Raw genomic sequence first — 14032 nt, 5'->3', positions numbered from 1 at the left:
GAACTCTGTGAAAAACTCCATGTCTCTGTGTTAAAATAAACAAATGAAAAAAGAAACCTTAATAAAACAACACGATATAAGAGACTGCGGAGCTGCTTGTTTAGCTTCCGTTTCGGCACACTACGGACTTAAAATTCCTATTGCAAAAATCCGACAAATTTGTCATACTGATAAGAGAGGAACTAATGTTCTTGGGATGGTGCAAGGTCTTGAAGCTCTAGGTTTTAATGCCAAAGGTGTAAAAGGTGGAGCAGATGCTTTACCAGAAATTCCGCTTCCTGCAATTGCACACGTGGTTGTAAAAGAACAATTGCATCACTTTGTAGTTATCTATAAAGTTAAAGCCTCCTCTAACTCCTCCAAAGGAGGAGGAACCATAGAAGTAATGGATCCTGCTTTTGGAAAAATAGAAGAATACACCATAGAAGAATTTTCAAAAATTTGGACAGGTGCTCTTATCCTTCTAGAACCGAACGAATATTTTGAGCAAAAAGACGAAAGTACAAGTATATACAGTAGATTTTGGAACTTGGTTCAACCTCATAAAAGTATTTTATTGCAAGCGCTTATTGGCGCAGTCGTTTATACCGTTCTAGGTTTATCTACTTCTATTTATATTCAGAAAATAACCGATTATGTTCTAATTGATGGAAATAGAAGACTATTAAATTTGCTTTCTATAGCAATGATTGTGATTCTTCTTTTCCAAATTTTCATTGGATATATGAAATCTGTTTTGGTATTACAGACAGGACAGAAAATGGATAAACATTTGATATTGGGTTATTACAAACATTTATTAAAACTTCCACAACGTTTTTTTGACACGATGAAAGTCGGTGAAATTATCTCCAGGGTCAATGACGCGGTGAAAATTAGAACTTTTATAAATGATGTTTCTATTCAGATTTTTGTAAACATTTTCATTGTCTTGTTTTCGTTTGCTTTAATGTTTACTTACTATTGGAAACTGGCATTAATTACGGCTTTGGTTATTCCTTTTTATCTGTTGGTTTATTTTATCACGAATAAACTCAACAAAAAAGTAGAAAGAAAACTGATGGAAGAAAGTGCAGAATTGGAAAGTCATTTGGTAGAATCTCTTAATTCCGTTAGAACCATTAAACAATTTGGTGTAGAAACCTTTGCCAATAATAAAACCGATAATCGTTTTTCTAATTTATTAAAAACTATTTACAAGTCCGTAATTAATGCCTTGTTCTCTGGAAATTCTTCTGAATTTTTATCTAGAATTTTTACGATTGTTTTACTTTGGGCAGGTGCAGGATATGTTATTGATAGAGAAATAACACCTGGAGAATTACTTTCTTTCTATGCCTTGATTGGTTATTTCACTGGTCCGGTTTCTCAATTGATTGGAATGAATAAAACCATACAAAATGCACTGATTGCTGCCGACAGACTTTTTGAAATAATGGATTTAGAAAGAGAAGAAACCACAGAAAAAATTGAACTTACCGTAGAAAGTATTGGAAATATTCAGTTTAAAGATGTGTTTTTTAGTTATGGAAGTAGGGTTGATGTTTTTGAAGGATTTAATTGTGAAATAGAAAAAGGTAAAACGACCGCTATTGTTGGGGAAAGTGGAAGTGGTAAAACCTCCTTAGCTTCTTTAATTCAAAACCTCTATCCTCTCAAAAGTGGTAAAATAATGATTGGAGATTATGATATTAATTATATTTCAAATTATTCTCTGAGGAATTTAGTTTCGGTAGTTCCACAACATATTGATTTGTTTTCTGGCAATGTGATTGAAAATATTGCTCTGGGTGAAGATATTCCCGATATTCAAAGAATCATAGATATTACCAAAAATTTAGGAATTTTAGAATTTATAGAAAAACTTCCTAATGGTTTTCAAACCTATCTAGGTGAAAATGGTTCTCAACTTTCTGGTGGACAAAAACAAAGAATTGCTATTGCGAGAGCTTTATACAAAAACCCTGAAATTTTAATTTTAGACGAAGCCACTTCTTCTCTTGATACTGAAGCAGAACAGATTATTCAGAAAACTCTAAATGAATTAAAAGCACAAGGAAAAACTATGATTGTCATCGCTCATAGATTAAGCACTATTGCTAATTCTGATAAAATTTTGGTTATGAAAGAAGGGAAAATTATAGAAGAAGGTGCTCATCGAGATTTACTTTCTAATGATTCCGTTTATAAATCTATGTGGGAAAAGCAAATAATTTCACTTCATTAATGTAACAAATAACCTCTTTCGCCGTCTAATTAAGAAACTTTTTTGAAATGAAAAAATATTTTTCAATTTTATTTTTAGCATTGTTTGCACTAGCTTTTTCACAAAAAAAATGGACGCTTAGAGAGTGTGTAGATTATGCCGTGAAGAATAATCTTCAGGTAATTAATAACCAATACAATGCAGACATACAAAGTAAAAATTTAGCCATGGCTAAAAATAATTACTTGCCAAGTGCATCAGCAAATATTGGAAATAGTGTACGTTTCGGACAAATTCCTGATAATGCAGGAAACTCTCTAAGAACTGATGCTTTCTCCAATAGTGCATCTGTAGGAGTGTCTATGGATATTTATAATAATGGAAGACTAAAAAAAACGGTTCAAAAATCTCAGTATGATTTAGATGCTTCTTTCCTAGACACCGAAAAGACTAAAAATGACATATCAGTACAAGTAGCACAATATTATCTACAAGTATTATTAAACAAAGAAGTAAAGAAAATTACAGACGAAGCTGTTGCAAATGCTGAAAAAATATTAAACAGAGCAAAAGCAACTACAGAAGTAGGAACAACAGCTAAAACGGTAGAAGCTGAAGCTATAGCAAGCCTTGCAAGAGAAAAACAAAAACAAAAATCTGCTGAAATTGATATTGAAAGGTCTATTTTCAATTTAGCAATGCTTTTACAATTAAAAGACTATAATAACTTTGAAGTAGAAGAAATACCTTTGCCAAATATGTTAGCTGCACCACTTAGCTCTACTGATAATATTATAAATACGGCATACGAAAATCAACCACAAGTAAAAGCTGCTGAAACAAGAATTCTTTCTGCTCAAAAACAAATTGAAATTGCTAACACTGCTTTTTATCCTTCGTTACTAGCAAGCGCTGGCTTATCTACATCTTATCAAAATTTATTTAATGATTCAGAAAATACTTTTTCAAGACAATACAAAGACAATTTCGGACAAAATTTAGGTTTAAGTTTAAATATTCCAATTTTTAATAAAGGAATTACCAAATTACAGGTAGAACAAGCTAAAATCTCTGAAAATATTGCTAAAAATACGCTAGACCAACAAAAACAATCGGTAAGACAAGATGTACAAAAAGCTTATTTTGATGCTAATGCAAACTACGAAAACTTTATGGCTGCAGTAGAAGCAGAAAAATCTACAAAACTAGCGCTAGAATTTGCAGAGAAAAGTTACGAAGCTGGCAGATCTACCATTTATGATTTGAACAACGCCAGAAACAACTATGTAAATGCCCAAAGTACGGTTTCACAAGCGAAATACAATTATATTTTCAGCATGAAATTGTTAAATTTCTACGCCGGAATTCCTTTGACTGAAAACTTATAAATCAATTATTGTTAAACATTTAACACTATTATAATGAAATCTTCGTTTTTTATAATGAAGATTTTTTTATTTTCGTAGTGATGAAGTTTATTGTAGTATAATGTCGATTAATATTTTAGAAAATTTTTTACCCGAAAACACACTTCCCTTCCTAAAAATTTGGTTTAGCGAATACCATTGTCATTTAAAAATTACTAAAAATAGAAATTCAAAATTAGGAGATTACAGAAAACTACCAGACAAAACTCATCAAATTACCATCAACGGAACTCTAGAACCTCAATTATTTTTCTTTGTACTAACCCACGAATTAGCTCATTTATTGGCATTTGAAAAATATGGAAGAAAAATTTCTCCTCACGGCGAAGAATGGAAATCTACTTTTAGAGAAATGCTAATAGAAAGTATTGAAGTTTATAAAGAAGATCTAAAACCAATCATTAAGAAATTTTCTAAATCTCCCAAAGCTAATTTTATGGCAAGTCCAGAATTGGTAAAATATTTTCACAAAGATGAAGAAGGACTCAGTTTTGTAGAAGATTTAGAAATTGGAACCCAATTTATGTTTAAAGAGGAGACATATATCATTAAAGAAAAAATTAAAAAACGTTATCTTTGCAAAAATCTTTCGAGCAATAGAGAATATCTATTCAAATCTGTTGCAAAAGTTCAAAAACTGTAGAAATATGAATAAAAACAATTATTGTGTAATAATGGCAGGAGGAATTGGAAGTAGATTTTGGCCCATGTCTACCCAAAAATTCCCTAAACAGTTTCACGACATTCTTGGAACTGGCAGAACGATGATTCAACAAACTTTTGATAGAATAAAACAAACTGTTCCTGTTGAAAACATCTTCGTTATTACCAATACAGAATATGCAGAACTTTCTCACCAGCAATTACCAGAACTTCCTATAGAAAATATTGTAGGCGAACCTATGATGAAAAATACTGCAGCTTGTAACATTTATATGGTGAATAAAATTGCAGACCTTAATCCTGATGCCAATGTTATTGTATTACCTGCAGACCATTTAATTTTAAAAGAAAATGCTTTTTTAGAAAAAGTGAATCAAGCTTTTGATTTTGCAAGTAAAAATGATGTGCTAATCACTCTTGGCATCACTCCTACAAGACCAGATACAGGCTACGGTTATATACAATTTTCTGAAAAACAAGATTCTGATTTTTATAAAGTAAAAACTTTTACCGAAAAACCTAATTTAGAAATCGCAAAATCCTTTATTGAGACAGGAGATTTCCTTTGGAATGCAGGCATTTTTATATGGAATGTAAAATCTATTCAGAAAGCTTTTGCAGAATATCTTCCCGAAATGACACAAGAATTTGTTTCTTGCGAATACAATTCGGATAGAGAAATTATTTGTATAGAAACTATTTATCCAAAAGTAGAAAAAATATCCATCGATAACGGAATTTTAGAAAAAGCTAAAAACGTATATGTTATTCCAGCAGATTTAGGATGGAGCGACTTAGGAACTTGGACTTCTGTGTATGAAAATTCAGAAAAAAACGAAGATAACAATTCTATAGATTCTAAAACAGTTCTTACTTATAACTCCAAAAACAATGTTGTAAGAATAAAAAAAGGGAAAGCTGCCATTATTGATGGTTTGGAAGATTATATTGTGGTAGATACCGAAAAAGCCCTGCTTATTTGCCCTAGAGATAATGACCAGCTTATAAAAAACTATGTATTAGACCTCAAAAATTTCAAAAAAGGAGAAAAATACATGTAATAAAAAAGAAAGAGAAACTTATCCTAAAGTTTCTCTTTTTTCTTCTAATTTCACCAATTCAAAACCAAGATTTTGATTCAAATTTTCTAAAGTTTTAATATTTTTGGTTAATTCTAATAATTTATCAACGAAAAAACTCGTTTCAAAAAATTGACGGTGAATTCCGGGTAACAATTTCATAAAATATTGCCTTCCAATTTCGTTATTATGAAGATCCATTTTTGTTTGTAATTCTTCATTTGGGAATAATTCTTCGTGCAAATTGGTTATTTTTTCTGTCCAAATAAGAGATTTATTAGGAGAAGAAATTTTGCAGCAATACATCATAATTAAGCAATTCCACAAAGCATGTCTAAAAGCATTTCCTTCACCATCCGTACTGTGCGTAACTGGGAAAAGCTTCTCTGAAATAGCATACGTTTTGGCAGTAGCCCAAAGTGTTTGAACAGAGAATAAAGGATGAGAAAAAACTGCATAAAATAACTTAAAAAGACTTATAAAACTTAATCTTTTTAAATTTAAAAATATAATTCTGATAATGGTAAAAAGTTTTTTCACTATTAATAGGTAGTTGTTTTTTCTAAAATGTTTCTTCTGTCATCAAATAAAAATCGTAAAATCAATTCAGATTTTACGATTCTTTAATATTAAGTTGTTTTTCAAGAATTTATTTATTCATCAATAGTTTTAAAGTATTAGAAACCGTTTCTTTAATTTCGGTTCTTTTTACGATAAAATCTACAAATCCTTTTTCTTGAAGAAATTCTGAAGTTTGGAAACCTTCTGGCAAATCTTTACCAATAGTCTCACGAATTACTCTAGGTCCCGCGAAGCCAATTAGTGCTCCTGGTTCTGCCATAATAATATCTGCTGTCATTGCAAAAGATGCCGTAATTCCTCCAAAAGTAGGGTCGCATAGATATGCAATATATGGTAATTTTTTATCAGAAAGTTGAGCCAATTTAGATTGAACTTTTGCCAATTGCATTAGAGAGTAAGCTGCTTCTTGCATTCTGGCACCTCCAGACTGACAAATAATCATGTAAGGAAGTTCGTGCTTCATACAATAATCTATTGCACGTCTTATTTTTTCGCCCATTACAGAGCCAAGAGAACCGCCAATAAATGCAAAATCCATACAAGAAACCACCATTTCTACTCCGTTTACAGTACCTTTAGCATTTCTGATAGAATCTTTCAATTTGGTTTTGCTTTTTACTTCTTTTAGACGGTCTGAATACGCTTTAGAATCTACAAATTTTAGCATATCCACACTTTCTACTTTAGCATCTAGCTCTGTAAATTTACCATCATCAAAGAGAATATTAAAGAATTCGGCACTTCCTATTCTTACATGGAAACCATCTTCTGGAGAAACATAGTTATTTCTTTTAAGCTCTTCGTGCTCTACTATTTTTCCAGATGGTGTCTGATGCCAAAGTCCTTTTGGTACATCTTTTTTCTCTTCGGTAGAGGTAGTGATGTTTTTTTTACTTCTTTTAAACCAATCGAAAGCCATTGTATATATTTTTGAATTAAAATTGAGGCTTCGAAACTAAGAATAAATTTCGAAACCTCAAATTTAAATTATTTCAAAGTATCAATATTATTTAAATCTTCGAAAGCTTGAGTTAATCTTTTTACAAAAGTTTCCTCTCCTTTTCTTACCCAAACTCTTGGATCGTAGAATTTTTTGTTTGGTTTATCAGCTCCTTCTGGGTTACCAATTTGAGCTCTTAAATATTCTAAATTGTTTACCATATAATCTCTAATACCTTCTGCATAAGCAAATTGAAGGTCTGTATCGATATTCATTTTGATAACACCATAAGAAATAGCTTCTCTAATTTCTTCTAAAGTAGAACCAGAACCACCGTGGAATACAAAGTTTACTGGCTTTTCTGCTGTTCCGAATTTTTCTTGTACATATTTCTGAGAATTGTCTAAGATTTTCGGAGTTAATTTTACGTTTCCTGGTTTGTAAACACCGTGTACGTTACCAAAAGCTGCAGCAATTGTAAATTCAGGAGAAATAGCTTTTAATCTTTCGTAAGCATAAGCTACTTCATCTGGCTGAGTGTATAATTTTGAAGAATCTACATCAGAGTTATCTACACCATCTTCTTCACCACCTGTTACTCCTAATTCAATTTCTAAAGTCATGCCCATTTTAGCCATTCTTTCGAAATATTTAGTAGAAATATCTAAGTTTTCTTCAATTGGTTCTTCAGATAAATCTAACATGTGAGAAGAGAAAAGAGATTTACCATAAGCTTTGTAATGCTCTTCGCTTGCATCTAAAAGACCATCTACCCAAGGTAAAAGTTTTTTAGCACAGTGGTCTGTATGAAGAATAACTGTAGCTCCATAAGCCTCTGCTAAAGTATGGATATGTTTCGCACCTGCGATACCTCCTAAAATTGCTGATTTTTGGTTTTCTGAGCTAAGGCTCTTACCTCCGTTAAAAGCGGCACCTCCATTAGAAAACTGAATGATAACAGGAGCGTTAAGTTTTACTGCTGTTTCCATAGTTGCGTTTATGTTACTAGAACCAATAACGTTTACTGCTGGAAGCGCATATTTATTCTCTTTTGCGTGTGCAAAAATTTCTGAAACTAAAGAACCTGTGGCAACTCCTGCCGGGAAAATTCTACTCATCTTGCTTTTATTTTATTGTTGATAATCAGTTAAATTATAGTTTGTAAAGTTAATGAATTTATGCTTTAAATACTAATTTCTTTTGTCTTTGCCCCAAAGCAATTTTTGCCTTAACGTACCAAAAAAACTTAGGTCTTTTGGGTGCATTAATATCAATTGAAATGGTGCTTTTTTAATGGTAATAATGTCTCCTGTATTCATGTGATACAATCTAGAATCCAGAGAAACGGTATATTGAGGAACTCTGCTTTCTACTTTCAAGGTAATTTCAATATCGTCTCTTAAAACAATTGGTCTTACATTCAAATTGTGTGGAGCTATAGGCGTAAGTGCTAAAATTCCGTTTCCAGGAGAGATTATTGGGCCTCCACAACTTAAAGAATACGCCGTAGAACCTGTTGGCGTAGAAACTATAAGTCCGTCTCCCCAATAATAGGTAAGAAATTGCTCGTTGATATGAGTTTCTATAGTAATCATAGAAGTGGTTTCATTTCTAGAAACACAAACATCGTTAAGAGCATAAGGAAGAGAAAAAGGTGTTCCCGAAGAGGCTACTTTCAAAACACTTCTTCTACTAAAATTCATATCCTTATTGATAATTTCGTCAATATGATCAAAAATTTCTTCTTTAGAAAAACTTGCCAGAAAACCCAATCTACCAGTATTAACTCCAATTACAGGAATTTCTAATTCTTGAATAAACTGCAAGGCATTAAGAATTGTACCATCTCCTCCGAAACTGAAGAAAAAATCTACATTGCCAGATTCTAAATCTGCTTTTTCTTTAAAAGTTGAAAATTCTTTTGGAAATTCTAAATTCTTATGCAGTTGCTCATATATTACAGGCTTTACTCCCTTATTGGTAAGCTCCGAAATAAACTTACTAAGATAAAGAAAAGTATCTAGGTCTTTTTTCTGGGAATATATGGCAGCTTTCAAAATAATTTTATTTTTTATTTAATCAAAAATACATTAAAATTCTAAATATTTTTGAAAATATTGATATCTGTCTTTTATCAAATCTTCTTTTTCGTCGTTATAAAATTTTCGTACTACGTGATAACCGTATCTATCGAAAGTTTCGTCTATAGAACTAAGATTTTCGTTGCTTATTTTCATGGTAACTTGCACTATTTCATCATTTGAAAAACTAATGAAAGCTCCATAAAATTTAGAATTATTGCTTTCTACAATTTTAGCTATTTCGGTCATAGAATAAGACTTAAGACTTGTTTCTACCGTTAGAACAGCTCCTCGCTCCGAAAACAGTGGATACTTAGACAATTCTCCAAAAACATCATCATAAGCCACATAGCCCAAATAAGCTTCGGTACGACTAAGAACAGGAATTACATTTGCATTAAATGTATAAAAAAGTTTGATGCAATCTAAAATAGTACTTTCTTCTAAAACCGCAAATCTTTCTAAATGCATCTGAAGGTCTTCAAGTCTTTTCTCAGGGTTTTCCTCTAAAAATTCTTTACAAATTCCACCTAAAAAAACATCTTGCTTTCTTACGAAAACATGCGTAAATCCAAAGGCTTCGGCTATTTGGAGTACGTCTTCTACTTTTGCATTTATTTCAAATGCAGGGAAATCCTTAGAAATATATTCTTGAATTAACATGTTGCAAAGGTACTCAATTCTGATGAAAACAAAAAAATGACGAAAATCATACAAATTTTGCATTTTTTCTTGCAAAGAATTAAAAAATATCTCTACCTTTGTCGCCTTTCATTTTTACTTTTTATTAGATTTATTTCAAACTGCACAGCTCAAATGAGTTTTGCAGTTTTCTTTTTTTAAGCTTTTTTCTTTCTCAGAAAAATTAATCCAGCAAAAATTATCAGCGCACCAAAAGCCTGAAGCACGGTAAAGCTTTCGCCATCTATCACACCCCAAATTACAGCAACTATCGGCATCAACAATGTAACGGTAGAAGCAAAAAGAGGATTAGAAATACTCATTAATCTATATTGAAGCATCATTGCAAGACCAGTTCCTAAAACCGAAAGCGTTGCTACAAAGCCCATTCCAATCATATTTTCTTTTGTAAAACTAAATACTTTAAAAAAATCTGAAAAATATAAACTGAACAACGAAGGCAAAAACAAAACATAGAAAAACACAAACGAAGACATCATTTTTGCCGGAATATGTGTAAGCTTTGCGCCCACAGTAGTAACACTTACTGCATATAAAAAAGCCGCAAAAAGCAGTAAACCAACATAAAAAAGAGGCATATCAGAGCTGTCTTCACCAGAAAACAACAATACAACAACCCCGAAGAAACTAATAAGAATGCCTAAAATTTGTTTCGAGGTTGTTTTCGTTCCCCAGAAAAAAACGCCTACTATAATTGTAAAAATTGGCATCATAGAATTCATAATTCCCGCAATGCTACTACTTACTTTAGTCTCAGCAATCGGAAATAAAAACATAGGAATAAAATTCCCAGCAAAAGCTGCTATTAAAAGCCATTTCAATTGTTTTATAGGAAAATTTTTCCAATTTAAAATAGCGATTGGCGATAATAAAATTCCAGAAATAAGAACTCTAAGCGCTCCAACTTGATACGGAGAAAAATGTTCTAACGATTTCTTTATCAATATAAATGAAGAGCCCCAAATTAACGAAAGCACCGCCAAAATAATCCATTTTTCTTTTTCTTTATTCATTTCTTGTGTTGTATTGAAAATTTAACTCTCAGTTTTCAAAAAATTTAAAAAATCTTCCTTAGGAATACTTCGTGCTCCCAAACTTTCCAAGTGTTCTGTATGAACCTGACAATCAATTATGTTAAATTTATTTTTATATTTTTCTACAAACCAAATAAAACCCGCTTTACTTGCATTACTCACCTTAGCAAACATACTTTCGCCACAAAAAACGTTTCCCATATCAACTCCATACAAACCTCCAACCAATTCTTCCCCAAGCCAAACTTCTACACTCCTTGCCTTTCCATATCGGTGTAAAGTAGTATAAGCTTTCAGCATTTCGTATGTAATCCAAGTACCGTCTTGGTCTTTTCTAGGAATTTCGCCACAACATTTCATCACTTCTTCAAAACAGACGTTTTCTGTAATTCTGAATTTCTCATCTCTGATTATCTTTTTCATAGATTTAGAAATCTTCAACTCATCAGGAAAAAGAACAAACCTAGGGTCTGGAGACCACCAAAGAATTTCTTCCTCTGGATTAAACCAAGGAAAAATCCCCAATTGATAAGCAAACCAAATTCTTTCTACAGACAAATCACCACCAATTGCAATTAATCCATCTTTTGAATGATACAAATGTGGGTCTGGAAAAGAAATTTCATTTTCGTCTAGAATTACCATATTACAAGCAAAAATGAAATCCCGCCTTATAGAAAGCAGGATTTCAAAATTATTTTTCTATTGATTTATTCAAATTAGAAAGGCAAATCGTCATCCTCTTCATCAGCAAAAGGATTTTCGTTAGACGCCGCAGCTACAGGCTGAGCCGCCGGAGTTGCATGTACAGGTTCACTTGGGCTATCTGTACCCTTTTCTACTCTCCACCCTGTAATAGAGTTAAAATATTTCACTTCTCCTTGAGGATTAGTCCATTCTCTACCTCTAATATTAATACCAACCTTAATATTTTCTCCTTCGTGAAGATTATCTAATAAATTTATTTTATCCGAAAGAAATTCGATACTTATTGGCTGCGGGTACTGTTCTTGCGTAAGAAGAATCATTTCTCTCTTCTGAAAACCGCTTGCAAATGTCTGAGTTTCAAATACTTTTTTTACCGTTCCTTGTAGTTCCATATACTTAATTCTTGAGGTTGTAAAAGTAATAAAAACAAATAACAATTTTAAATTTTAGAAATAATTTTTCAAAAAAATAAAAAAAATGAAAATAAATTATGACAATTAAAAAAAAGTCTCTATATTTGCACTCACAAAAAACGAACAGAGTTCTTTATTAAAAGCGGATGTGGTGTAATTGGTAGCCACGCCAGACTTAGGATCTGGTGCCGTGAGGCGTGGGGGTTCGAGTCCCTTCATCCGCACAGATGCGAAAATAGCTCAGCTGGTAGAGCACAACCTTGCCAAGGTTGGGGTCGCGGGTTCGAATCCCGTTTTTCGCTCTAGTTCACTCGCCCTGGTGGTGGAACTGGTAGACACGCAGGACTTAAAATCCTGTGTCCGCAAGGACGTACGGGTTCAAGTCCCGTCTGGGGTACAAAAAACGCTGTTAATCATCTGATTTTCAGCGTTTTTTATTTCAAAGGGGGAACAAAAAGGGGAACGCCTTAATTCTTTACTATTTTATAGAACCATAATCTTATAACGACACAGCAAGAGCATCTATTTTTCTAACATCAAAAATAATTATTGGTTATTTACGAAATATTGGAAAAGTTGTTATGTCTATCTCTAAAATAACGATACAAGTTATTAAATAAATCCCATCTTAATTATATCAATAGTTACTTTAAAATTTCTTATTCTTTTGACAGAATCTTAATAAAAGAAAATTTTGACATTCTTTAATGCACATTAATTTTTGAAAAAAAAACTGAAAACTTTATTTTATAATATGTTGATTTTATTACATTTGTATAAAACAAATAAACGGAAACTCAAAATCTATAAACAATTAAATTTTGCAGCAATAGTTATCGGATTAAACCCTATAATGTGCTTTTGCAAAATTTTCTCATGGAAGCCTTGCTTCCTGTGAAAACTTCGCAAAGCCGCCGAGTCGTTAGCCAACATTAGAAAACCACTGTATTAATATGAAGTTTATAAATGATTTTTTAGAAAATCGAACTGTGATATTCGAAATTTTTATAGTTGCGATAATAATTGCACTTGGAATTAATTTTGTATCAACAGGAATCTACGATATATTGAATCATCAAAACAAAAATATGATTTTTATAATGGCAGGATTATTATTCATTTTCACTGCCATGGTTTATTTAATCTTTAAGTTAGTGTCAAAAACAAAAATTCAAAAAACGTTTGAAGGATTTATCCTAATAGATGGAAAAAACAAACTACCAATAGATTGTGATGGATATAATTATTTAGAAGAATTAAACACAAATTTTATAGCTGCATTTTCTGAAAATAAAGCCTTAGAACACATATGGATGAATAAATCTATAACAAGAAAAGATAAAGATGCCTTAATAATTGAGGCTACTGAATATTACCTAATTGACGAACTTTCAACACACCTTACAGATTATTTTAATACTAGAAATTTAAATAAAGATCAATTAATTGAACTTTCTCGTAATAATATTCCTGATATATTATTAACAAATAGGTTTCTTGAACTTTTTTCAAAACCAATGAACCAAAGATCTTCTTTTATTAAAGATATGAAAAATGATGATGATAGTATTGGAAAAATAGTTATGAGTATGGGCAAAGATGGTTCATTGTTTAAGGAGTTTGATTTAGTATTACCAAAAAACACAATCGTTTCAAGAAACGGTAACAAAATAATTATAGACACAAAAAGATTTAAATTATTTTTTGAAGTTGATTATTATGGTTTTGCAACTGTTTTACCTAGAGGTTTTGAATTTTATTATTTGGGGTATAAAAATTATAATGATACAAGCTGTAGAAAAATAAATGTCAATTTTTCTGTTGAATTCAAAAAAAATTCTTTAATATCAAATAGTGGTTGGGATTATTATGAATGGATTGAATTATTTTTTGAAAAAATTGAGAATAATTTTTCAATGGAGTATTTCTTCACAAAAATAAATTGGAATCAAATATACACGCAAACTAAAATTAATGAACAAATCATACAATTGAGAAATAAAGATTCTAACGTCGGCTAACATCGTATTGGCGAAATGGCGGGTTAAGGGAGAAATTGAAAGTTCCTCCTTTTTTTTGTCGCAACAGCCTTTTATATTTCCTTTTTTCATAAATTTAGAAAATAATAAAAGGCTGTTGCTTAGCTTAGTGCAAAATTGAAAGTCTCGGCTTTCTAATCCGCCACTATCGCCAATAC

13 protein-coding genes and 3 tRNA genes are annotated in these 14032 nt (G+C 31.6%); 8 read left to right on the top strand and 8 right to left on the bottom strand.

Annotation, left to right across the window (positions count from 1 at the left end; genetic code table 11):
* The first annotated feature begins 43 nt into the window (after window positions 1-43).
* The 4 genes from QM746_RS02880 (at window position 44) to QM746_RS02865 (ending at window position 5357) form a co-directional block, all read left to right on the top strand.
* Window positions 44-2227 (top strand): peptidase domain-containing ABC transporter, encoded by a 2184-nt coding sequence (locus QM746_RS02880; RefSeq protein ID WP_414982836.1) that lies wholly within the window; start codon window positions 44-46, stop codon window positions 2225-2227.
* Between the two features lie 47 nt (window positions 2228-2274).
* Window positions 2275-3594 (top strand): TolC family protein, encoded by a 1320-nt coding sequence (locus QM746_RS02875; RefSeq protein ID WP_414982835.1) that lies wholly within the window; start codon window positions 2275-2277, stop codon window positions 3592-3594.
* A 100-nt stretch (window positions 3595-3694) separates the two neighbouring features.
* Window positions 3695-4276 (top strand): SprT-like domain-containing protein, encoded by a 582-nt coding sequence (locus QM746_RS02870; protein WP_414982834.1) that lies wholly within the window; start codon window positions 3695-3697, stop codon window positions 4274-4276.
* Between the two features lie 4 nt (window positions 4277-4280).
* Complete coding sequence (locus QM746_RS02865; RefSeq protein WP_414982833.1) at window positions 4281-5357, top strand: mannose-1-phosphate guanylyltransferase; 1077 nt, start codon at window positions 4281-4283, stop codon at window positions 5355-5357.
* An 18-nt stretch (window positions 5358-5375) separates the two neighbouring features.
* On the opposite strand, the gene QM746_RS02860 is transcribed toward QM746_RS02865, so the two are convergent.
* From QM746_RS02860 to QM746_RS02825, 8 genes are all read right to left on the bottom strand, one after another.
* Window positions 5376-5915, bottom strand: coding sequence for a DUF6973 domain-containing protein (locus tag QM746_RS02860; RefSeq protein ID WP_414982832.1), 540 nt, complete (start codon window positions 5913-5915; stop codon window positions 5376-5378).
* A gap of 109 nt (window positions 5916-6024) precedes the next feature.
* Window positions 6025-6876 (bottom strand): acetyl-CoA carboxylase, carboxyltransferase subunit beta, encoded by an 852-nt coding sequence (gene accD / locus QM746_RS02855; protein ID WP_374363606.1) that lies wholly within the window; start codon window positions 6874-6876, stop codon window positions 6025-6027.
* 68 nt (window positions 6877-6944) lie between these two features.
* Window positions 6945-8015: a class II fructose-bisphosphate aldolase gene (fbaA, locus tag QM746_RS02850; protein WP_414982831.1), complete on the bottom strand. Its 1071-nt coding sequence runs from the start codon at window positions 8013-8015 to the stop codon at window positions 6945-6947.
* A gap of 72 nt (window positions 8016-8087) precedes the next feature.
* The gene (locus tag QM746_RS02845; RefSeq protein ID WP_374363609.1) at window positions 8088-8954 is read right to left on the bottom strand and encodes an NAD kinase; all 867 of its coding nucleotides are present in this window, start codon (window positions 8952-8954) and stop codon (window positions 8088-8090) included.
* Window positions 8955-8987: 33 nt separating this feature from the next.
* Window positions 8988-9641, bottom strand: coding sequence for a CBS domain-containing protein (locus QM746_RS02840; RefSeq protein ID WP_414982830.1), 654 nt, complete (start codon window positions 9639-9641; stop codon window positions 8988-8990).
* A 176-nt stretch (window positions 9642-9817) separates the two neighbouring features.
* Window positions 9818-10693: a DMT family transporter gene (locus tag QM746_RS02835; protein ID WP_414982829.1), complete on the bottom strand. Its 876-nt coding sequence runs from the start codon at window positions 10691-10693 to the stop codon at window positions 9818-9820.
* 21 nt (window positions 10694-10714) lie between these two features.
* Window positions 10715-11359 (bottom strand): leucyl/phenylalanyl-tRNA--protein transferase, encoded by a 645-nt coding sequence (gene aat / locus QM746_RS02830; protein WP_414982828.1) that lies wholly within the window; start codon window positions 11357-11359, stop codon window positions 10715-10717.
* A 74-nt stretch (window positions 11360-11433) separates the two neighbouring features.
* The gene (locus QM746_RS02825; protein WP_414982827.1) at window positions 11434-11814 is read right to left on the bottom strand and encodes a DUF3127 domain-containing protein; all 381 of its coding nucleotides are present in this window, start codon (window positions 11812-11814) and stop codon (window positions 11434-11436) included.
* 163 nt (window positions 11815-11977) lie between these two features.
* Here QM746_RS02825 and QM746_RS02820 point away from each other — a divergent pair.
* From QM746_RS02820 to QM746_RS02805, 4 genes are all read left to right on the top strand, one after another.
* Window positions 11978-12059: transfer RNA gene (locus QM746_RS02820), tRNA-Leu, on the top strand.
* Window positions 12060-12064: 5 nt separating this feature from the next.
* Window positions 12065-12137, top strand: a tRNA-Gly gene (locus tag QM746_RS02815).
* An 11-nt stretch (window positions 12138-12148) separates the two neighbouring features.
* A tRNA-Leu gene (locus QM746_RS02810) sits at window positions 12149-12232 on the top strand.
* Window positions 12233-12788: 556 nt separating this feature from the next.
* Window positions 12789-13856, top strand: a complete 1068-nt coding sequence (locus QM746_RS02805) for a hypothetical protein (protein WP_414982826.1) — start codon at window positions 12789-12791, stop codon at window positions 13854-13856.
* The last annotated feature ends 176 nt before the right edge of the window (window positions 13857-14032 follow it).

This window comes from Cloacibacterium sp., assembly GCF_047601505.1.
In the GTDB taxonomy this organism is placed as follows: Bacteria; Bacteroidota; Bacteroidia; order Flavobacteriales; family Weeksellaceae; genus Cloacibacterium.
The sequence above is the reverse complement of the archived record's forward strand: the minus strand, read 5'-3'. Positions and strand labels throughout refer to the sequence as shown.

Excerpts from the sequence above, each read along its gene's own strand:
- QM746_RS02880 (WP_414982836.1), top strand. The coding sequence starts at position 44 with ATGAAAAAAGAAACCTTAATAAAACAACACGATATAAGAGACTGCGGA.
- QM746_RS02875 (WP_414982835.1), top strand. The coding sequence starts at position 2,275 with ATGAAAAAATATTTTTCAATTTTATTTTTAGCATTGTTTGCACTAGCT.
- QM746_RS02870 (WP_414982834.1), top strand. The coding sequence starts at position 3,695 with ATGTCGATTAATATTTTAGAAAATTTTTTACCCGAAAACACACTTCCC.
- QM746_RS02865 (WP_414982833.1), top strand. The coding sequence starts at position 4,281 with ATGAATAAAAACAATTATTGTGTAATAATGGCAGGAGGAATTGGAAGT.
- accD (WP_374363606.1), bottom strand. The coding sequence starts at position 6,876 with ATGGCTTTCGATTGGTTTAAAAGAAGTAAAAAAAACATCACTACCTCT.
- fbaA (WP_414982831.1), bottom strand. The coding sequence starts at position 8,015 with ATGAGTAGAATTTTCCCGGCAGGAGTTGCCACAGGTTCTTTAGTTTCA.
- QM746_RS02840 (WP_414982830.1), bottom strand. The coding sequence starts at position 9,641 with ATGTTAATTCAAGAATATATTTCTAAGGATTTCCCTGCATTTGAAATA.
- QM746_RS02835 (WP_414982829.1), bottom strand. The coding sequence starts at position 10,693 with ATGAATAAAGAAAAAGAAAAATGGATTATTTTGGCGGTGCTTTCGTTA.
- aat (WP_414982828.1), bottom strand. The coding sequence starts at position 11,359 with ATGGTAATTCTAGACGAAAATGAAATTTCTTTTCCAGACCCACATTTG.
- QM746_RS02825 (WP_414982827.1), bottom strand. The coding sequence starts at position 11,814 with ATGGAACTACAAGGAACGGTAAAAAAAGTATTTGAAACTCAGACATTT.
- QM746_RS02805 (WP_414982826.1), top strand. The coding sequence starts at position 12,789 with ATGAAGTTTATAAATGATTTTTTAGAAAATCGAACTGTGATATTCGAA.